A 19,153-nucleotide genomic window follows, 5' to 3' on the forward strand; every position below is an offset into this window, starting at 1 on the left:
GGACGAGCGAGGCCCTGGCGCAGGCGGGGCGCGCGCTGGCCGTCGTACGGGTCCTCGACAGGCATCCGCTGGGGGTGCGGGGCGCCCAGCTGGGGCGGGAGTCCGGCCTGGCCGAGGCGGAACTGCGGCCGCTGCTGGCCATGCTGTGCGAGGAGGAGTACGCGTACCGGCCGGGCGCCGGCGTGTACGCGCGCGGGCCCGCCCTCGACCGGCTCGCCGCCCCCGGCGGCGGGGGCCTGGCGGGCCAGCTCCAGCGCACGCTGGCCCTGGCCCGGGACAGCGCGGGCGCGGCCGTGTACCTGAGCCGGTACGCGGACGGGGAGGTCCGGCTCACCCAGATGGCCGACGGGCCGGCGGCGCCGCCGGTGCGGGAGTGGGTGGACTTCAGGACCGCCGCGCACGCCAGCGCCGCCGGCAAGTGCCTGCTGGCCCAGCTGGACCACGAACGGCGCCGCGACCACGTCGCCCGGTACCGGCCGGCCCGGCTCACCCCGCAGACGATCACCGACAGCCGGGTCCTGTTCACCGCGCTGGACGCGGTCGCCCCGGGGACGCCGGTGTACGACCTGCGCGAGTACGCGCCGGGCGTGGTCTGCTCGGCGGTCCCGATCGCGACCGGCGACGCGGCCGGGAGCCTCGCGCTGTCGCTGCCCGCGGCACACGCCCACCGGCTGCACGAAGCGACGCAGGCCCTGCGCCGCAAGGCCGTCCCGGTGCTCCTGGCGCTGCTGCTGTCGGGGGCGATCCCGCCGGACGCCGGGCCGGACGCCGGGCCGGACACCGCGCCGGCCGGCCCGGTGCCGGACCCCGCGCGGGTCACCCCGGAAGCCCTGCGCCACCTGCGCATGCTCTTCCGCACCCCGCTGACCCGCGGGGCGGCCTCTGCGGCCGGCCCCCACCTGGTCAGCGACACCGCCGCGGAGGCCGCGTACTTCTTCGCCCCCCTGCCGGAATCCGACCCGCCGCGCCTGTCCCTCCCCCGGACCTTCGCCCCCCTCACCCCGGGCAGCCTCCCCACGGCCCACCACCTCCTGGTCCTGAGCACGTAGCCCCCACCGGGCGCCCTCCGTCCCCCGGCGCGGAGGGCCCGGGGACCGGGGGACCCGGGGAGCGGCCTCCCGGCAGCGCCGGGTGCGCCACCGCGTCAGCAGCCGCGGCGAGCGGTACCGGACGGCCGCCGGAGGCGGCACGACGAAGGCGCTAGGCCGGGCGGGTCAGGCGGTCCGCGCCGGAGAGGATCGCGGTCGCCAGGGCCTCCGCCGCCGGCGAGCCCCGCTCGCCCCGCTCGCCCCGCAGCAGTGCGAACTCCACCGCCCCCAGGTCCGGCAGCCCCGGCACGCGGACCAGCCCCGGCGGGATCAGCCCCCGGGTGTGGGCCATCACGCCGAGCCCCGCCCGCGCCGCCGCCACCAGCCCGCTGAGGCTGCCGCTGGTGCAGGCGATCCGCCACGCCCGGCCCTCCCGCTCCAGCACTTCCAGCGCCCGGGCCCGGGTGATGCCCGGCGGCGGGAAGACGATCAGCGGCACGGCCCGCTCCGGGTCCACCCGCAGCCCCTCCGCCCCGATCCACACCATCCGGTCCCGCCACACCAGCCGGCCCCGCTCGTCGCCCGGTCCGCGCCGCTTCGCCAGGACGAGGTCGAGCCGGCCCGCGTCGAGCCGTTCGTGCAGGGTCCCGGACAGCTCGACCGACAGCTCCAGCTCCACCTCGGGGTGCTCGTGCCGGAAGCCCTCCAGGATCTCCGGCAGCCGGGTCAGCACGAAGTCCTCCGACGCCCCGAACCGCAGCCGTCCCCGCAGCCGGGTCCCGGTGAACCAGGCCGCGGCCCGCTCGTGCGCCTCCAGGATGGTCCGGGCGAAGCCGAGCAGCGCCTCGCCGTCCTCGGTCAGTTCCACGCTGTGCGTGTCCCGCAGGAAGAGCGGCCGCCCGGTGGCTTCCTCCAGCTTTCGTACGTGCTGGCTGACGGTGGACTGCCGGACCCCGAGCCGGGCGGCGGCCTGCGTGAAGCTGAGGGTCTGGGCCACCGTGAGGAACGTGCGCAGCTGGGCGGGGTCGTACATGGCCCCATCCTGCGCCCCGGTCATCACGAACCGCAATGGCAGTGAGCACGGTGTACGGGTTTCCCGATGACCGGGGCAGGCCCGACGATGGACGGGCCCGCCCCGTGCCGCCGACCGGAGAGCCCCCGTACATGCGCCGCCCGCACCCACCCGCCTGGCTTCCGCTGGACCCGTACCTCCTGGCCCTCCTCGGGACCGTCGGCCTCGCCGCCCTGCTCCCGGCCCGCGGCCCGGCCGCCTCCGTCGCCGAGGGCGCCGCGACCGGGGCGGTGGCCCTGCTGTTCTTCCTGTACGGGGCCCGGCTCTCCACCCGGGAGGCCCTCGACGGCCTGCGCCACTGGCGGCTCCACCTCACCGTGCTGGCCTGCACGTTCGTGCTGTTCCCGGTGCTCGGGCTGGCGGCCCGCGGCCTGGTTCCGGCGCTGTTGACGCCGCCGCTGTACAGCGGGCTGCTGTTCCTGTGCCTGGTTCCCTCGACGATCCAGTCCTCGATCGCCTTCACGTCGATCGCCCGCGGCAACGTCCCCGCCGCGATCTGCGCCGGCTCCTTCTCGTCCCTCGCCGGCATCGTCCTCACCCCGCTCCTCGCCGCCGGCCTGCTCGGCGGCAGCGCGGGCGGGTTCTCCCCCGGCTCCCTCCTCAGGATCGTCGTGCAGTTGCTGCTGCCGTTCCTGCTGGGCCAGGCCCTGCGCCGCTGGGTCGGCGGTTTCCTGGCCCGGAACAAGAGGGTGCTGGGTCACGTCGACCGCGGCTCGATCCTGCTCGTCGTCTACACCGCGTTCGGCGCCGGTACGGCCGCCGGGATCTGGCACCGGGTCAGCGCCCCGCGCCTGGGCGCCCTGCTGGTGGTGGAGGCCGTGCTGCTGGCCGTGATGCTGCTGGTCAGCTGGTACGGGGCGAAGCGGCTCGGGTTCGGCCGGGCGGACCGGATCGCCATCCAGTTCGCGGGGTCGAAGAAGAGCCTCGCGGCCGGACTGCCCATGGCCAGCGTGCTGTTCGGGGCCCAGGCGAGCCTCGCCGTGCTGCCGCTGATGCTGTTCCACCAGATGCAGCTGATGGTGTGCGCGGTGCTGGCGCGCCGCCGCGCCGCGGAGGCGGACCCGCCCGCCGAGTCCGGGGCCGGGGCCGCGACCGCGACCGGGGCCGAACTGCCCGCCGGACATGTGGTGGAGGTCTCCCCCGGCGTCCAACACCCCGCACCGCAGGCCCGGTAACGTGCGGCGGTGACCTGGATACGCCCGCTCGCCGCCCACGCCGAACGCCCCTGCACCCTCGTGGTCTGCCGGGGCTGCTGCTGCGGGGACCCCCGCAAGAACCCCGGCTCCGACCACGCCGGGCAGCTGGCCCGGCTGCGCGAGGCCGCCGCGGCGTCGGAGGGCCGGCTGGCCGTCCGTACGAGCGAGTGCCTCGGGCCGTGCGCGCAGGCCAATGTCATCGTCGTCCAGCCCACCAGCGAGGCGCGCCGCCGGGGTGCCCGTGCGGCCTGGTTCGGCTGGGCCCTGGACGACACCGCCACGGACGAGGTCATCGCCTGGGCGGAAGCGGGCGGCCCGGGTGTCACCCCGATCCCGGCGACGCTGGACCTGCTCCGCATCGAGGCGCCGAAGCCCGAGCCGACGCCGGCGGCCAAGGCGAGGCGGAGCGCCCGCCGGGGCCGCTGAGGTGACCCGGGCGTGACGCCTCACGCCCGGGGGCGGGCGTGATCCCGTTCGCCCTCGCCGGCGGCGTGACGGGCCGGACCATCCGGGCGCCGGGCCCGTCCGGCCCGGAATCGGCGGAGCCCGGTGCTCACCAGGTGATCCGCTCCTCGCCGGCGTAGATGTTCATGTCCGGGCCGCGCAGGAATCCGACCAGGGTCAGGCCCGACTCCAGGGCCAGGTCCACGGCCAGCGAGGACGGTGCCGAGACGGCGGCGAGGACCGGGATGCCGGCCATGACCGCCTTCTGCGCCAGCTCGAAGGAGGCCCGGCTCGACACCAGCAGCACCGCGCCCGCCAGCGGGAGCAGGCCGGCCTGGAAGGCCCGGCCGACGATCTTGTCGACGGCGTTGTGCCGGCCGACGTCCTCCCGCAGGTCCAGCAGCTCGCCCTGCGGCGAGAACAGCCCGGCCGCGTGCAGACCACCGGTGCGGTCGAACACCTTCTGCGCCGCGCGGAGCCGGTCCGGCAGCTCGCCGAGGAGCTCCACGGGGATGCGTACGGTGTCGTCGGCGCCGCGCCGGAGCGGGAAGCGGGTGGCCGTGCGCACCGCGTCCAGGCTGGCCTTTCCGCACAGGCCGCAGGAGGAGGTGGTGTAGACGTTGCGTTCGAGGGTGATGTCGGGCACCGCGACCCCGGGCGCGAGCTGCACGTTGACGACGTTGTACGTGTTCGAGCCGTCCTCGGTCGCGCCCTCGCAGTAGGTCACGGCCCGGACGTCCGACGCGGAGCCGAGTACGCCCTCGCTGACCAGGAAGCCCACCGCCAGGGCGAAGTCGTCGCCGGGGGTGCGCATCGTGATGGCGAGCGGCTTGCCGTTCAGCCGTATCTCCAGCGGCTCCTCGGCCACCAGCGTGTCCGGGCGGATCGCGGTCGCCCCGTTCCGTACCCGTATGACGCGACGGCGCTCGGTGACCCGTCCCATGTGATCAGCCCGCCCGTTCTGTCTTCGTCGCGCACTCCGTCGTGCTGCTGACGGGCCCATTCTCCCGGATCGCCGCCGTACGGCGCTCCCGGCAGGAAGATCCTCCGGAATCTCCAAATTCAGGGGCGGTAATCCTGTTGGGTCACGTGCACCTGTACCGACCGGTAGCAGGTCAAGCTGGGTCGATCCTGACTTCCGTACAAGGGGGGACCCCGCCCATGACCGGTTCACGCGTGGTGGCGCTAGGGCACTACCAGCCCGCGAAAGTGATCACCAACGAGGACCTCGCGGCCGTGGTCGACACCAACGACGAGTGGATCCGCTCCCGGGTCGGCATCAAGACCCGGCACATGGCGGGCGCCGACGAGCCGGTGGACGAGCTGGCCTTCCAGGCGGCGGGCAAGGCCCTCGCCGGGGCCGGCCTGTCCCCCGACGACATCGACCTCGTCCTGGTGGCCACCTCCACCGCGATCGACCGGTCGCCCAACATGGCCGCCCGTGTCGCCGCCAAGCTGGGCATGGGCGGCAGCCCGGCCGTCATGGACCTGAACGTGGTCTGTTCGGGGTTCACGCACGCCCTGGCCACCGCCGACCACGCGATCCGCGCCGGTTCGGCCACCCGCGCCCTGGTCATCGGCGCCGACAAGATGACCGAGATCACCGACTGGAGCGACCGCACCACCTGCGTGCTGACCGGCGACGGTGCGGGCGCCGCCGTCGTCGAGGCCTGCGAGGAGCCCGGCATCGGCCCGGTGCTGTGGGGTTCGGTCCCGGAGATGGGCCACGCGGTCCGCATCGAGGGTTCCCCGCCGGTGTTCGCGCAGGAGGGCCAGTCCGTCTACCGCTGGACCACGAGCCAGCTCCCGCCGCTCGCGCGCAAGGTGTGCGAGAAGGCCGGGGTCGCCCCCGAGGAGCTGGCCGCCGTCGTCCTGCACCAGGCGAACCTGCGGATCATCGAGCCGCTGGCCGCGAAGATCGGCGCCGTGAACGCGGTCGTGGCCCGCGACGTCGTGGACTCCGGCAACACCTCCGCGGCCAGCATCCCGATGGCCCTGTCGAAGCTGGTGCAGCGCGGCGAGATCCCCACCGGCGCCCCCGTCCTCCTCTTCGGGTTCGGCGGCAACCTCTCCTACGCGGGCCAGGTCATCCGCTGCCCGTAGGCCGTCCGGCCGCCGTGGTGCAGCCCGGGGTCCAGCGGACCTCGGCCCACAGCGCCGCCAGCAGTACGACGACCAGGGCGAGCAGCTGCCAGAGCCCGGCGGCGCCCGTGCCGGCCGGTACCGTCGCCAGGGCGAGCACCAGCGCCGCCGCCCGGAACCGGGCCGGGCCGATCCCGAGCACGGCCCGGAAGGCCAGGTCCCCGGCGAGGTAGACGGCGACCCCGCCGGCCAGGGCGAGCGCGGGGCCGGTGTGCAGGTGCTCGCCCAGGTGCCCGATGGTCTTCTTGACGCCGGCCGCGAAGGCGGCGATCCCGAGCAGCATGGGCAGGAAGGCGTAGTAGTACGCGAGCATCGCCAGTTTGAACCGCTTCTCCGGGGCGGTCTCGGCGAAGACCTCCTCGGCCCGGCCCTCGTCGCGAACGAAGTACATCCACCACAGTGCCGACGCGACGGCGAGCGCGAGGAAGGCGCCGCCGGCGATCCCCACGGACAGGGGCAGCGAGCCGGTCCCGATGCCGATCGCGATGACGGACTCGCCGAAGACGATGATCAGCAGCAGTCCGTGCCGCTCCACGAGGTGCTCGGCGCTCATGCCGCCGAGCTGGTCGCCGACCGTCGTCACGGTCGTCGCCTCGGTCACGGCCCCGGCGGACTCCGCCCCGCTCGCCGCCACCCGCTGCACCAGCTGCGGCACGGCGAACTGGATCAGCAGGGCGAGCATCCACAACCCCCAGGCGGGCGGTCCGTCGAAGAACCCGGCGGCCAGCACCGACAGCGCGGACAGCAGGTTGGGCAGCGCGAACCAGAGCACCCCGGAGCCGTGGGCCTGCGTGTAGAGGGCGCTGTGCACGAGGACGACGCACACGTACCCGATGCCGAAGGCGACCCCGCCGGCCCCGAACGCGGTCGGCACCGCCAGCGCGCACACCAGGAACGCCCCCATGGCCAGGATCAGCAGCACCCTGCGCACGGTGCGGTCGGGCGGCACCTGGTTGGTCAGGTGGGCGTAGCCCCCGTACATCCAGAACAGCACGGTGAAGATCACCAGCACCTGGCCCGCGGCCCGGAAGCCGATGTCGTCCGCCAGCAGCACCGTCAGCTGCGTGATGGTGAAGACGAAGACGAGGTCGAAGAAGAGCTCCAACGTGCTGACGCGGTGCGGTGTTTCCATGCGTGGCTCCCCCTGGATGCAGACGTGCGGCGCTCATCCGACCGCCTCGGTGCCCGTGGTGTCCAGCACGTATCGCCATCCGGGTGCGCTTCGGGGCCGTACGACCTGAGATGTACGCGGATCCCGCCCCGCGGAGGGACGCGCCGGCCCCGGGCCGGGCCGCAGGATGGGGGGCACGCCGCCAGCCGCCGAGGGAAGTGAACTCCGCATGATCCGCAGGTCCGTCACCCTGACCATCGCCGCAGTCGTGTCGGTGGTGGGGCTCGCCACCGTCGTCGCCCTGCCGGCCGCGGCCGACTGGTACGACGACCGCCACCAGGAGACGGACGCGTACGCGACGGGCGCCGAGGCGAAGTCGGCCCGGGCCTCGGTCCCGCGCTGGCTGGCGGACGAGGCGACGTCGGTGCGGTACGCGCTGCGGACGACCGGCGGTGACCGCCTCCTGAAGGCGACCCTGCCGGACGAGCGGCTCCCCACCGCCTGCACGACCGAGCCCCGGCCGAAGGCGCAGGAGGTCCCGATGGCGCAGGGCTGGTTCCCGGCGGACGCCCGGGGCAGGGCGACCGCGCGCTGCGGCCTCTACTACGCCTACATGGACGGCACGACCCTCTACGCGTGGCAGCACAACGACGACTGGCTGAGGGCCGAGCGCGCCGAGCCGGCCGCGTAGCCCGCGAGACGCGGGGCCTCGTCGATCCGCCGGGACATGCGTGCAGGTCAGCGAGCGGCCCGGCCCGAATACCTGGTCGGAGGCACGCCGATCCTTTGCTATTGTTGTCCTTGTCGCCGCGGGAAACCGGGGCCGACCACCGGTCCGGGTGGCGGAATGGCAGACGCGCTAGCTTGAGGTGCTAGTGCCCTTTATCGGGCGTGGGGGTTCAAGTCCCCCCTCGGACACAGAGCGAGAACCCCACTTCGGTGGGGTTTTTTGCGTTGTGCTCCGCAGGGCGCGGGGGTGGATCCCGCGGTGCGGCATCATGGGCGCACGGGGTCGGAGGGGAAGCAACGTGTCGCACGACGGGCCGGACGGCAGCAGGGTGATCGCCGGGCGCTACCGGCTGGAGAAGCGGCTGGGCAGAGGCGGCATGGGGACCGTCTGGCGGGCCTGCGACGAACTGCTCGGGCGGCCCGTGGCCGTCAAGGAGCTGCACGTCGAGGGGGGCACGGACACCAGGGGCGCCCTGCGGGAGGCCCGGACCGTCGCACAGGTCAGGCATCCGCACGTCGTCGTGGTGCACGACGTGGTGGAGCACGACGGGCGGCCCCACATCGTCATGGAGCTCGTCGACGGCGGTTCGCTGGCCGACCGGCTCGGCGGCGACGGGCCGCTCGACCCCGCCGGGACCGCGCGGATGGGGCTCGCCCTGCTCGGCGCCCTGACCGCGGCGCACGCGCGCGGGGTGCTGCACCGGGACGTCAAGCCCGCCAACGTCCTCATGGAGGCGGGCACCGGGCGGGTGGTGCTCACCGATTTCGGCATCGCGCGGCTCGCGGGGTCCACCACGATCAGCGAGACCGGTGCGTTCGTCGGCTCGCCCGAATACACCTCGCCCGAGCGGATGCAGGGGGCGTCCGCGGGTCCCGAGTCCGATCTGTGGTCGCTCGGGGTCCTGCTGTGCACGGCCCTGACGGGCAAGTCGCCGTTCCACCGCGATTCGCTCGGCGGGGTGCTGCACGCCGTCGTCCACGACGAGATCCGGCCCCCGGCGCAGGCGGGGCCGCTGGCCCCGGTGATCCGCGGCCTGCTGGAGCGGGCCCCGGAGCGGCGGATGGGGGCGGCGGAGGCCGAGCGGCTGCTGTCGGCCTACGTGAGCACCGGAACGGTCCCCGCCGTCGAACGGGTGCTCGCCCCGGCCCCGGCGCCCGGCGCCGCCGCGGCGGTCGGCTACGCGCCGACCGAGCACGTCACCCGGCCCTCCGGCCCCTCAGCGGAGCAGGCCCGTCAGGTCCGGCGGGTCCCGGCCGCCGTGCGGGCGGGGCTGATCGCGGTGCTCCTCGTCGTCGCGGTCGGCGGCGCGGTGCTGCTCACCTCCCGCTTCGGCGACGGTGCGCACGGGGCGACGGACTCCGCCGGCGCCGCTCCCGCCACGCACTCCCCCGCCCCGTCCGTCCCCGCCCCGTCCGCCCCGGGCACGCCCCGGCCCGCGCGCACGGTGCCGGCGGCGGGTGAGGCCGCGAAGCCCGCGCCCGCCGGGTACCGGTCGGTGTCCGACGCGGAGGGCTTCAGCCTCGCCGTGCCCGCCGGCTTCCAGCGCACCACCGACGACCAGCGGGTCGTCTACGTCTCCCCGGACGGCGCCTTCCGGATCGGCGTCAAGCTCCAGGCGGCGGCGCCCGCCGGGCCGGTCGGCGTGATGCGGCTCGCCCACGCGAACGGCCCGGCCACCAATCCCGGATACCGCGACGGCACGGTCGTCCCGACCACGCACAACGGACTGCCCGCCGCCCTCTGGGAGTTCACCTGGAACGGCTTCAGCACCTCCGAGGGCGCCCGGCACACGTTCGACGTCTGCTGGGAGGACGACGGCCGGCTGTACGACGTGTGGGTGTCGGCACCCGTCGGCCGGCTCGCGGAGGCGCGCAGCCACTTCGACACGGCACTGGACTCCTTCGTTCCGGGCGGGCCCGCGGCCGCGGACCGCTGAGCACGCCCGACCGCACCACAACCGCGCACACGATCGGCGGGCCGTTCCGCGTTTCCGGACCGGCGCCGGGGGGAGTTTCCCTGGCGGCCCACCCTTCCCCACCTGCCCCTGGGGAGGTCTTGTGGAGGTCTTCGCCCGGTGATCAACCGTGCGGAGGTGTGGGGTAGCGTCGCCGCGCTGCGCGGAGAGGAGCGGGGCATGCGCGAGATCACCGTGCCACCAGTCGTGACGGAGGCGCCTGTCGGCGGGCTTGCCGACGCCGTCTTCCGGCACGCCCGGGAGGACCCCGGCCGGGTGGTGCTCGGGCGGAAGGAGGACGGGGTCTGGCGGGACGTGACCTCCGGGGAGCTGGCCGCGCAGGTGCTCGCGCTGGCGCGGGGGCTGCTCGCCCAGGGGGTCCGGTTCGGGGAGCGGGTCGCCGTGATGTCCCGCACCCGGTACGAGTGGACGCTGTTCGACTTCGCCCTGTGGGCGATCGGCGCGCAGCCCGTGCCCGTGTACCCGACCTCGTCCGTCGAGCAGGTGCACTGGATCCTGCAGGATTCCGACTGCACCGCCTGCGTCGTCGAGGACGAGGACCAGGCGATGACCGTCGGGTCGGTCATCGAGCGGCTGCCGCACCTGCGGCGGCTGTGGCAGCTGGACGCCGGGGCGGTCGACGCGCTCGTCGCGGACGGCCACGGGGTCGCGGAGGACCTGGTGCACCGCCACCGCGCCGCGGTCACGCCCGACGCCGTCGCCACGATCATCTACACCTCGGGGACCACCGGGCGCCCCAAGGGCTGTGTGCTGACGCACGGCAATTTCATGTACGAGGCCGACACGATGGTGGCCCGCTGGGAGTCGGTCTTCCGGGCGGGGCCCGGGGAACAGCCCTCCACCCTGTTGTTCCTGCCGCTCGCGCACGTCTTCGGGCGGATGGTGGAGGTGGCGGCGGTCCGGGCCCGGGTGAAGCTGGGGCACCAGCCGGTGCTGGCGGCGGCCGAGCTGCTGCCGGACCTCGCGGCGTTCCGGCCGACGTTCGTGCTGGGGGTCCCGTACGTCTTCGAGAAGGTCTTCGCGGCGGCCCGCCGCAAGGCGGAGGCGGAGGGGCGTACGGGGCCCTTCGACCGGGCGGTCGAGACGGCCGTGCGGTACGCGGAGGCGCGCGAGCAGAAGGCGTTCGGCATCGGGCCGGGGCCTTCGGCGGGGCTGCGCATGGAGCACCAGCTGTTCGAGAAGCTGGTGTACGGGAAGGTCCGCGAGGCGATGGGCGGCCGGGTGCGGCACGCCATGTCGGGCGGGTCTGCGATGTCGCGCCGCCTCGGGCTGTTCTTCGACGGGGCCGGGATCACGGTGTTCGAGGGCTACGGCCTGACCGAGTCGTGCGCGGCGGCGACCGCGAACCCGCCCGGGGCGACGAAGTACGGCACGGTCGGCCGGCCGATCCCGGGCAGTACGGTGCACATCGCGGACGACGGAGAGGTCTGGCTGCACGGGGGGCACGTCTTCTCCGGGTACCTGAACGACCCGCGCGCCACCGAGGAGGTGCTCCGCGGCGGCTGGCTGGCGACCGGGGACCTCGGGCGGCTGGACGAGGACGGGTACCTGACGATCACCGGGCGCAAGAAGGAGATCCTGGTGACCTCCAACGGCAAGAGCGTCGCGCCGACCGCCCTGGAGGAGCGGGTGCGTTCGCATCCGCTGGTCGCGCAGTGCGTGCTGGTGGGCAATGACCGGCCGTACGTGGCGGCCCTGCTCACGCTGGACATGGAGGGGGTGGCGCACTGGCTGTCGATGCGCGGGCGCCCGCAGCTGCCGGCGGCGCAGCTGGTCCACGACCCGGACCTGACGGCGGAGGTGCGGCGGGCGGTGGTGGCCGCGAACACGCTGGTCTCGCAGGCCGAGGCGATCCGCACCTTCCGGGTGCTGGCGGAGCAGTTCACGGAGGAACGGGGCCTGCTGACGCCCTCGTTGAAGCTGAAGCGCCGGGCGATCGAAAAGGCGTACGCGATGGAGGTGGCGGCCCTCTACCAGCCCTGACCGGCTGCGGGCCGTCCGGGCCGTCCGGCCGTCAGGGCCCGCGCGGCCGCACGCCCAGCCTTATCTGACGATCCGTCACTTCGATGCGTCGACAATATTGACGATGCGTCAGGTCACGCACAGAATGCGGGGATTCCGACCGGAGGGGATCCCACACATGCCGCGACCGATCCGCACCCTGGCCGCCGCGGCGGCCGCGCTCGCGCTCGTCTCCGCCTGCAACTCCGCCTCCACCACGGGTTCCTCCGGCACGCCCGACGCCGCCGCCGGCGCCTACTACCGCGGGGTGACCGACGACTCGATCAAGGTAGGCGGCATCGTCTCCATGACCAGCGCCGGCGGCTACAGCAAGAAGGACACCGACCTCGGGGCGAAGGCCCGGTACCTGCGGGCCAACGCCGAGGGCGGCGTCAACGGCCGGAAGATCGACTACCTGGGCGCGGAGGACGACGGCCAGGACCCCGCCAGGAACATGGCCGCCGCCCGCAAACTCGTCCAGCAGGACAAGGTCTTCGCCGTCGCCCCCATGAGCTCGGTCACCTTCTCCGGCGCCGACTTCCTGGAGCAGGAGAAGGTCCCCACCTTCGGCTGGGGCACGCTGCCCTCCTTCTGCGGCCCCCGGTACCTCTACGGCTTCAACGGCTGCCTGGTCCCCTCCCCCGGCGGCACCCTGAACCAGACCTGGCCCGAGGGCATCGCCCAGCTCCTCGGCGGGGCCCGGGGCAAGTCGGTCGCGATCATCGCCAACGACAGCGACGCCGGGAAGTTCGGCATCCGCACCTTCCGGCAGGGTTTCGCGAGCGCCGGGTTCACGGTCTCCTACGCCAAGGCCTCGGTACCGGCCACCGCCGTGCCGTCCGACTGGTCGGCGTACGTGAAGGACGTGCTCGCCGGCAGCGACGGCAAGGCCCCCGACGCGGTCGTTTCCGTCATGCAGACCCCGAACAACATCGGCCTGTTCACCGCCCTCAAGCGCGCCGGGTACAAGGGGCTGCTCTCCGACCCCACCGACTACGACCCGGGGCTGCTCACCCAGGACGCCACCCGCCAGGCCCTCGACGGGGTGCACGTCCTGATCCAGTTCGAGCCCTTCGAGTCGACCAGCCCGGCCATGGCGCAGTTCAAGGCCGACATCAAGGCGGCCTCCGGCGGCCGGGACGTCCCCTTGAGCATGCACATGCTCACCGGGTACATGTCGGCCGAGGCGGTCTGAACTGGGACAACGCCACTGACCAGCTCTTTCACCTGCGATTTCGTGGCGATGGGTGCTCACCGTTAATCAGTGTTCATCACTGTTCACCATGATCAGCTCCCAGTTGTTTCCCACTTTCCCCACTCGGCACCCACATGAGACCGGGCCCGGATCTTCGCCCTCGGAGGCGATGACAGATCCGGGCCCGGCATCTAGGCCAACGAATGACTCGCACAACGGCGTGGTTGTGAGGTTCACTCGTCGGACCGGATGCCCGTCCGTCGTTGACGGACATCCGGTGAGGGTTCACCCGCGAGCCGGCGCATGGGGTGCTGCAGCTCGGGGCGGCCCTTCGGCGCGATCGGGGATTGGACCCTGGTCGCGCCGAGCTTTTGAGGCCTCGACGCATCGAGGCTGACCTTGATCACAAAAAGCCCCAGCTGTGGGGCTGATTTATGATCATGAAACCCACAGCGTTTGTGGGTGCACGACCGGGATCAACAGCAGGCGCGAGAGGCGGCGAGACCGTCGCCGCTCACTCCTGCCGAGCGCCTTGGCATGCGCATTGTCGCCATGCGCAGAGACGCCAACCTGACTCAGGAGCAGGTTTTCCTGGCAGCCGACATCTCACGCAACACGTATCAGCGCATCGAGGCCGGCGCGGCCGATGCTCGGTACAGTCACCTGCTCCGCATCGCTACCGTCCTCCACTGTCACGTCCGGGACCTGATTCCATAGCGGTCCGCATGCCCACTTTCGGCCATGTGGAACACCCTTATCTTGCCTGGCATATGCCAATTACAGGAAGGGTGTGACGCGCATATATCTATACGGTCCGTTCACACCCCGTGTGGATGTGTCACTTTTGCCAGTCCTGTCCCACGCGGTAGCCCCTGTCACGCGTCGAACTTACGGTCGAGTAGAACCGGAGTCAACAGTTCCTGTGGCTGGTACCCGCCCCTCCCGCCGCCGCAGAAGGGGCGGGAGCTTTAGGGGGCGGCGAGCTCGACGTTGGCGAGGGCCGTGGACCACTCGATGCCCGACGCCGCCTTGATGTACGCGAGCCGGGACACGCGCGGTGCCCCCGACGCGAATCCGGCCGGTTCGATGACCACAGCCATTAACTCGCCGGTCTGCTGGCAGGCGATGTCCGTGACTGTCTTGCCGATCCAGGGGTGCGTCTGGTGGCCGAACGTGTCGGTGGAGAGGGTCTTGCGGGTGGCCATGTAGGTGCTCCCTGCCGGCTTCAGCGGGTGGTGGTGCAACAGCGTGGCCGCTTTCCGGGCGTAGAGCGAGGACATGAAGCGGCCTCTTTCTGGCCGCTTTGCGGACGTCTGAGGTATCGTGTGGGTGATTCATGGCCTGGTAGCGGCCCGGCTGCCAGACTTGCCACCGCCCCTACAACCCTTGGAGGTTGGGATGTCCCGACCGCTCGGCAATGCGCGCCTCAGGGCGGCGCGTCAGGCTGCGGGATACCGCTCGCAGCAGCAGCTCGCGGACGCTCTGACTGCCCGCGGCCTGGCCGTCAGCGAGCGCCAGGTGCGCCGGTGGGAGTCGAGCAGCCCGCAGCTGCCCACCCCGGACCTTCGGCTGGCGCTGGTGGATCTGCTCGACGTCACAACGATCGAGGACCTCGGTTTCCCTGCCCCGCCGGGGGCCGGCGCCGACGCCGGCCGGGTGCTGCGGACTCCGCCGGCGGCGCCGCTGACCGTGCCGAATGCGGTCCAACCAGCCTCGGCGGTGTCGGCGTTCGCCGCGGTGACGCGCGCTCACCGGCGCCTGTACTGGACGGTCGCGCCAGCCACCCTGCACCCGTCCGTGGCCGCGCACGCCGCCCTCGGTGTTGCTCTGCTGCCGGCGACGTCCGGTGTCATCCGCCGGTCGCTAGCGTCCGCGCTCGCCGAGTCGTGGCTGCTCGCTGGCCGCATCGAGTTCTTCGACCTGACCGAGCATGGCCGGGCGCGAGAGACGTGGCTGCGCGCACTGCAGGCCGCCGGCGACGCGGACGACGCCCTGCTCGGGGCTGCGATCCTCGCGCATACGGCGTTCGTCCCGGGCTGGGCTGGTGACCGGGCGGGGGCGGCGGAGCGGATGGCGATGGCTCGCGCGACTGCCCGCCGCGGCCCTGCGTCTGCGGAGCTGCTGGCGTGGCTGGACGCGGTCGAGGCCGAGTGCGAGACCCGCTGCGGGAACACCAGGACGGCCCTGAACCTGATCGCGCACGGCGAGGACGTCCTGGCGGGCGCTAACGAGGAGCCGTCCCCGGACTGGCTGGACTGGTTCAGTCCCGTCCGCCTGGCCTGTTTCAAGGGGAACGTGCAGCTGAAGGCGGGGCATCTGCCGCAGGCCCGGGAGACGCTCCTCAGTGTGATTGCTGACCTGCCGGCGGATGCGGACAAGCAGCGGACTGTCGTTCTCGGCGACCTGGCCGCGGTTGAGGCGGCGGCCGGCCAGCCTGAGGCGGCCTGCGACTATGCGGTCCGCGCGCTTGATCTGCTGGAGACGCACTGGTACGCGACGGGCATGGACCGGGTGCGGGAGGTGCGGCGCGAGCTCGCCCCCTGGGGGAACGAGCCGTGCGTCCGTGCTCTCGATGACCGTCTGTGCGGCTGGACTGCGATGCTCAGCGCTCTGACGAATTGAACCCTGCGATCAGGGCGGGGAGTTCGAGGAGGCTGTCGACCCGGAACGTCGGCAGCTCTCGGGCCTCTTCGGTGTCCCACTGGATGGTGGCCCAAGGCCCGCGGCGGATGAGCGCCGTGTGCATGCCGGCCTTCGCGCCGGGCCGGAGATCGTTGTCGATGCGGTCGCCGACGTAGAGGATCTCGTCGTTGGCGAACGGGACGACGTCGGCGACCCGCTCGAAGAACTCCAGGTCCGGCTTGCTGGCACCCCAGTCGTCGGAGGTGCCGATCAGGTCGACGTCGTCGGTGAACAGCTGCCTGAGGATGCCGCCTGCTCGCACGGTCTGATTGCCGGCGATGCCTAGCCACAGGCCTGCCTCGCGGAGCGCGGCCAGGGCGGGCCGGACGTCTGAGTACAGGTCGGACTCGTCGAAGTGCTCCGGCCGGCCAGCAGCCGCGCGGGCCTCCCGTTCGGCGGTCAGGTCGAAGCTCGGCTTGAACGGCTGGAACACCTCGCGGTAGTCGCGGCCCTGGGCGATGACGGCGCCGAACATTGCGGCGAAGGTGTGGCGGGGGACGCCGAGCCAGTCGGCCCACGTCCCGTATTCGCGGGTCTCGTCTACCAGGCACTCGCCGACATCGAAAACGACAGCTCGAATCATGCGCCGATCCTATGGGCGGCTGGGCCAACTGTGGGCGCTACCCGATAGCCTGTGCGACATGATCCCGAACCCCGAGGCTGCCGAGCTGAACGAGCGGATCCGTGCCCTCGTCGCCCGCGGTGAGGCCGGGTCCGCGGAGTACCAGGAGCTTCTCGCCGAGTGGCTGCGGGCGACTGTCGTACCCGCCGCCTAGACTCCGCGGGTGGCAATCGAACTCACCGACGAACTGATCCGACTCCAGCGCGCCTCGGACGCAGCTCATGCTGCCGTGCGCGAGGACCCGTCCCCCGAAGCGTGGGCGGCATGGCGGGAGCGGGCCGGCGAGGTGCAGGCCGCGGTGACGGCTTACGCGGTGGAAATCGGCGAGCCGCGGAACCAGGTCGAGGCCGCGGTGAAGAAGGCGGTCCGGCACCCGGAGGCCTGACGTGCGTCCACCCTACCGGGCGCTGTCCCCTGGGGCGGGGTCCGGTAGGGCGGAACTGTGCACAGCGGCCCTGCAGCATCCCCGCTGGTAGTGGCCGCAATTTGATGTGTTCATTGTTGCCGATGGCACTGACAACGGGCATGCGCCGATCGGCGTAGACTCGAACATGTGTCCGATCTGCCGCCCGACCTACCTCGCCTCCGCACCCTGGAGAAATGGCTCGCCATGAGCCTCGACCGGGTCCGGCAGCAGATCGCCGCCGAGGAGCAGCGCGTGGCCGAGCTGGCCGCACGCCAGTCCCTGCCTCCGCCGCCCGACTGGGAACTCCAGACCGACCTCAGCGGCCGGCCCATGCAGGTCCACACCGATGGCTGCCGCATGGGCGGCAAGGGATTCCGCATGAAACCGCTGACCCGGGAGGGCGCGCTCCGGGCCGTCGGTGTCGACCAGGTTCCGACGTGCCCCTACTGCCGGCCCGACGTGGCGCTCGGCGTGCTGGACTGACCTGCCAGCCCCAGGCTGGATGCATGGCCGATCAGACGCAGGTCACCGTGCATCCCGTCGCCCCGACCGGCGGCCGGCGGGTGACAGCCCACGTCCACGGGACCGACTCGATACTCGGCCTGGCGTACTCGATGACGGACGTCGTCGAGTTTCTGCGGCGGGCCGGCTGGGTCGACGAGGAGGATTGGCCGCCGATCATGTGGCGGGGCGGCGGGCCCACGATCTGGACGGCCGAGTCCTGAGGTGGGCGCGAGGACTGCCTAGCTCAGCACCACCATCTCCGGCTGCTGCGGTTGCAGTCTTGGATGGCAGCTTCGGCGTTCTGGTCAAGCTGGTCGAGGGTGGTCTGAGCCTGGGCCCTCATCGTCGAAGAGAAGCAGTTCGGGTTTTGTAGGACCACGTGCGCCAGTGACCGCAGGTTCCGGGCGTTGGACTCTCGTTCGTCCTCGGTGTAGGGGTCTTTAGCGTCTTTCTGAATGACCGCGTTCGAGAACCCGCTGGCCTCACCTTCGACCGTCTTGCACACGGCTGTGCCCGGTTTCGAGTCCCCCTGGAGCTCCTCGATCTGGAACTGCTGCACAACTACGACGGCGACCAGGGCGCCGATCGCCACGCCTGCGGCTATGAGTCCGACTGTCCTCGCGGTCCTGCGACTGCCGGCCCCCACGCGCTCCCCGTTTTCCATGACGCCCCTCCCCTTGTTCGCGGGCGCAGTCTAGTCACGGCCCAGCCCCGCAGCGGCCCTGCGGAGCTGGGTAACGCATAACGTTCCCTTAAGCGCCAGGATTTGAGGTCTCTGACGGACCGTCCGCGATCCCTCGCTCGCGCCGCCGACGGGTCACGTACCGGTGCAGGTCTCCGAGGATGACATCCGTGAGGCTGCGCCCCTCGGCGGCAGCCTCATCCTTCGCCGCCTGCCACAGGTCGTCGGGTACGCGGATGTTCCGGAGCGGTGTCTTGCCTGTAGCGGGTCGGGCCATGTCTCCCCCTCATGGGTGTGGGTACAGAAACTAGCATCCATCTGCGAGAGGGGCTTGACAAGGGGCGCCTTGCGAGAGCATTCTGTAGGTACAGAAACAAGCGGTGAACAGGGGAGACGGAAATGACCAAGGGCCAGCAGTTCGCGAAGACCATGCGCTACACCCTCAGCATCGGAACCCGCACCCGTCGCCACACCGCCGGCCGCGACCTGCACGCCGAAATCCTCGACGCGATCAACGAGACCAACCTCTACCCGGGATGCCGCAACGAGGAGACCGAGGCCATCTTCCGCACCGCACTGGCCGCGTACTGGTCGCACCAGAAGCACATCGCCGGGTACCGCGTCGACTGTCGGCTGGTCGCCCACATCAACGCCATGTCTCCGTGGCAGTTCTGCAACCTGCTCGGCCGAATGATCGACGCCGACATCACCAACGTCGGTGAGGGCGAGCTGTTCTACGCCGAGCTGCGCACCGAGCTCTTCCCGCCGACCGCCCCCGCCACCGAGATCCACAACGACACGGAGACCAACGTGACCGAGTACGGAATCTTCGAGGATGACGCCTGCATCGAGGCCGGCTTCCACGGCGAGACGGGCAAGGCCGCGGCCGAGGAGCACGCCGCCAGCCTGGTTGCTGCGCACCCCGAGATGGCCGACGCCTACGAAGTCCTGGCGCTCTGCCCCGACCACGAGGAGCAGTCCAAGCGGGACTGCGAGGAGTGCGCCACCGACGGCGACGACCTTGGGCCCGGCTTCTGCATGGAGTGCGGCGAGACCTTCGAGGCCACCACCGCCCTTGACGCGCACCAGGAGGAGACGGGGCACGAGATGGACCAGCCGGACCACCCGCTCAACGCTGCCGTCTCAGGGGAGCAGGCCACCGAGGAGGAGGAACGGGCGGACGCGAACACCGCCGCTACCGAGCAGGACCCCAGCCCAAGCCTTGATGACTACGCGAAGGCAAGCCGGATCATTCAGAGCCTCATTCCGGGCGTTCGTCGCTAACCACATCCGCCCTGGCTGGGGCGGACCCCGCAAACGGCGCCCCCCCCCCCGGGCGGGGGGGGGGGGGGCCGCCCCCTCG

20 protein-coding genes, 1 tRNA gene and 1 pseudogene are annotated in these 19,153 nt (G+C 72.2%); 16 read left to right on the forward strand and 6 right to left on the reverse strand.

The window, feature by feature from the left end; all coding sequences use genetic code 11:
• Positions 1-14: 14 nt before the first annotated feature.
• Positions 15-734: pseudogene (locus ACFXA3_RS00005) on the forward strand (IclR family transcriptional regulator C-terminal domain-containing protein); the annotation flags it as partial.
• 466 nt (positions 735-1,200) lie between these two features.
• Here ACFXA3_RS00005 and ACFXA3_RS00010 read toward each other — a convergent pair.
• Positions 1,201-2,061 (reverse strand): LysR family transcriptional regulator, encoded by an 861-nt coding sequence (locus ACFXA3_RS00010; protein WP_385179637.1) that lies wholly within the window; start codon positions 2,059-2,061, stop codon positions 1,201-1,203.
• Between the two features lie 131 nt (positions 2,062-2,192).
• Here ACFXA3_RS00010 and ACFXA3_RS00015 point away from each other — a divergent pair, with 131 nt between their 5' ends.
• Positions 2,193-3,275, forward strand: a complete 1,083-nt coding sequence (locus tag ACFXA3_RS00015; protein ID WP_385179950.1) for a bile acid:sodium symporter family protein — start codon at positions 2,193-2,195, stop codon at positions 3,273-3,275.
• A 9-nt stretch (positions 3,276-3,284) separates the two neighbouring features.
• Entirely contained in the window at positions 3,285-3,722 is a 438-nt protein-coding gene (locus ACFXA3_RS00020; RefSeq protein WP_385179640.1) for a (2Fe-2S) ferredoxin domain-containing protein, read from the forward strand.
• Between the two features lie 127 nt (positions 3,723-3,849).
• On the opposite strand, the gene fdhD is transcribed toward ACFXA3_RS00020, so the two are convergent.
• A complete protein-coding gene (fdhD, locus tag ACFXA3_RS00025) occupies positions 3,850-4,683 on the reverse strand; it encodes a formate dehydrogenase accessory sulfurtransferase FdhD (RefSeq protein ID WP_385179643.1) in 834 nt (277 codons plus the stop codon).
• A gap of 218 nt (positions 4,684-4,901) precedes the next feature.
• On the opposite strand from fdhD, the gene ACFXA3_RS00030 reads away from it, so the two are divergent.
• Positions 4,902-5,843 (forward strand): beta-ketoacyl-ACP synthase III, encoded by a 942-nt coding sequence (locus tag ACFXA3_RS00030; RefSeq protein ID WP_385179646.1) that lies wholly within the window; start codon positions 4,902-4,904, stop codon positions 5,841-5,843.
• Here ACFXA3_RS00030 and ACFXA3_RS00035 read toward each other — a convergent pair.
• Positions 5,827-7,014 carry a low temperature requirement protein A gene (locus tag ACFXA3_RS00035; protein WP_385179647.1) on the reverse strand — a complete coding sequence of 396 codons (1,188 nt, stop codon included), beginning with the start codon at positions 7,012-7,014 and terminating at the stop codon, positions 5,827-5,829. The two genes, ACFXA3_RS00030 and ACFXA3_RS00035, sit on opposite strands and share 17 nt — an antisense overlap.
• A gap of 208 nt (positions 7,015-7,222) precedes the next feature.
• Between ACFXA3_RS00035 and ACFXA3_RS00040 the strand changes: the two genes are divergently transcribed.
• From ACFXA3_RS00040 to ACFXA3_RS00065, 6 genes are all read left to right on the forward strand, one after another.
• Positions 7,223-7,684: a hypothetical protein gene (locus tag ACFXA3_RS00040; RefSeq protein WP_385179650.1), complete on the forward strand. Its 462-nt coding sequence runs from the start codon at positions 7,223-7,225 to the stop codon at positions 7,682-7,684.
• Between the two features lie 142 nt (positions 7,685-7,826).
• A tRNA-Leu gene (locus ACFXA3_RS00045) sits at positions 7,827-7,911 on the forward strand.
• Positions 7,912-7,991: 80 nt separating this feature from the next.
• Entirely contained in the window at positions 7,992-9,659 is a 1,668-nt protein-coding gene (locus tag ACFXA3_RS00050) for a protein kinase (protein ID WP_385179653.1), read from the forward strand.
• 198 nt (positions 9,660-9,857) lie between these two features.
• Positions 9,858-11,681, forward strand: coding sequence for an AMP-dependent synthetase/ligase (locus ACFXA3_RS00055; protein ID WP_385179656.1), 1,824 nt, complete (start codon positions 9,858-9,860; stop codon positions 11,679-11,681).
• A 157-nt stretch (positions 11,682-11,838) separates the two neighbouring features.
• A complete protein-coding gene (locus ACFXA3_RS00060; RefSeq protein ID WP_385179659.1) occupies positions 11,839-12,894 on the forward strand; it encodes an ABC transporter substrate-binding protein in 1,056 nt (351 codons plus the stop codon).
• A gap of 462 nt (positions 12,895-13,356) precedes the next feature.
• Positions 13,357-13,611: a helix-turn-helix domain-containing protein gene (locus tag ACFXA3_RS00065; RefSeq protein WP_385179661.1), complete on the forward strand. Its 255-nt coding sequence runs from the start codon at positions 13,357-13,359 to the stop codon at positions 13,609-13,611.
• Between the two features lie 251 nt (positions 13,612-13,862).
• Here ACFXA3_RS00065 and ACFXA3_RS00070 read toward each other — a convergent pair whose 3' ends face one another.
• Positions 13,863-14,174, reverse strand: coding sequence for a hypothetical protein (locus tag ACFXA3_RS00070; RefSeq protein WP_385179664.1), 312 nt, complete (start codon positions 14,172-14,174; stop codon positions 13,863-13,865).
• A 118-nt stretch (positions 14,175-14,292) separates the two neighbouring features.
• On the opposite strand from ACFXA3_RS00070, the gene ACFXA3_RS00075 reads away from it, so the two are divergent.
• Positions 14,293-15,516, forward strand: coding sequence for a transcriptional regulator (locus tag ACFXA3_RS00075; protein WP_385179667.1), 1,224 nt, complete (start codon positions 14,293-14,295; stop codon positions 15,514-15,516).
• Here the strand turns inward: ACFXA3_RS00075 and ACFXA3_RS00080 are convergent.
• Positions 15,497-16,159 (reverse strand): HAD family hydrolase, encoded by a 663-nt coding sequence (locus ACFXA3_RS00080; protein ID WP_385179669.1) that lies wholly within the window; start codon positions 16,157-16,159, stop codon positions 15,497-15,499. The genes ACFXA3_RS00075 and ACFXA3_RS00080 overlap by 20 nt on opposite strands.
• A gap of 58 nt (positions 16,160-16,217) precedes the next feature.
• Here ACFXA3_RS00080 and ACFXA3_RS00085 point away from each other — a divergent pair, with 58 nt between their 5' ends.
• The 4 genes from ACFXA3_RS00085 to ACFXA3_RS00100 all read left to right on the forward strand — a co-directional run bounded on the left by ACFXA3_RS00085 (position 16,218) and on the right by ACFXA3_RS00100 (position 17,329).
• Positions 16,218-16,352 carry a hypothetical protein gene (locus ACFXA3_RS00085; RefSeq protein WP_385179672.1) on the forward strand — a complete coding sequence of 45 codons (135 nt, stop codon included), beginning with the start codon at positions 16,218-16,220 and terminating at the stop codon, positions 16,350-16,352.
• A 9-nt stretch (positions 16,353-16,361) separates the two neighbouring features.
• Positions 16,362-16,583 carry a hypothetical protein gene (locus ACFXA3_RS00090; protein WP_385179675.1) on the forward strand — a complete coding sequence of 74 codons (222 nt, stop codon included), beginning with the start codon at positions 16,362-16,364 and terminating at the stop codon, positions 16,581-16,583.
• Between the two features lie 168 nt (positions 16,584-16,751).
• Positions 16,752-17,087: a DUF6233 domain-containing protein gene (locus ACFXA3_RS00095; RefSeq protein ID WP_385179678.1), complete on the forward strand. Its 336-nt coding sequence runs from the start codon at positions 16,752-16,754 to the stop codon at positions 17,085-17,087.
• A 23-nt stretch (positions 17,088-17,110) separates the two neighbouring features.
• Positions 17,111-17,329 carry a hypothetical protein gene (locus tag ACFXA3_RS00100; RefSeq protein ID WP_385179681.1) on the forward strand — a complete coding sequence of 73 codons (219 nt, stop codon included), beginning with the start codon at positions 17,111-17,113 and terminating at the stop codon, positions 17,327-17,329.
• Between the two features lie 23 nt (positions 17,330-17,352).
• Here ACFXA3_RS00100 and ACFXA3_RS00105 read toward each other — a convergent pair whose 3' ends face one another.
• Positions 17,353-17,772 (reverse strand): hypothetical protein, encoded by a 420-nt coding sequence (locus ACFXA3_RS00105; RefSeq protein ID WP_385179683.1) that lies wholly within the window; start codon positions 17,770-17,772, stop codon positions 17,353-17,355.
• A gap of 417 nt (positions 17,773-18,189) precedes the next feature.
• On the opposite strand from ACFXA3_RS00105, the gene ACFXA3_RS00110 reads away from it, so the two are divergent.
• The gene (locus tag ACFXA3_RS00110; protein WP_385179685.1) at positions 18,190-19,074 is read left to right on the forward strand and encodes a hypothetical protein; all 885 of its coding nucleotides are present in this window, start codon (positions 18,190-18,192) and stop codon (positions 19,072-19,074) included.
• Positions 19,075-19,153: the final 79 nt, after the last annotated feature.

Origin of the sequence: Streptomyces sp. NPDC059456, assembly GCF_042750055.1 — a bacterium.
Lineage (GTDB): Bacteria > Actinomycetota > Actinomycetes > Streptomycetales > Streptomycetaceae > Streptomyces.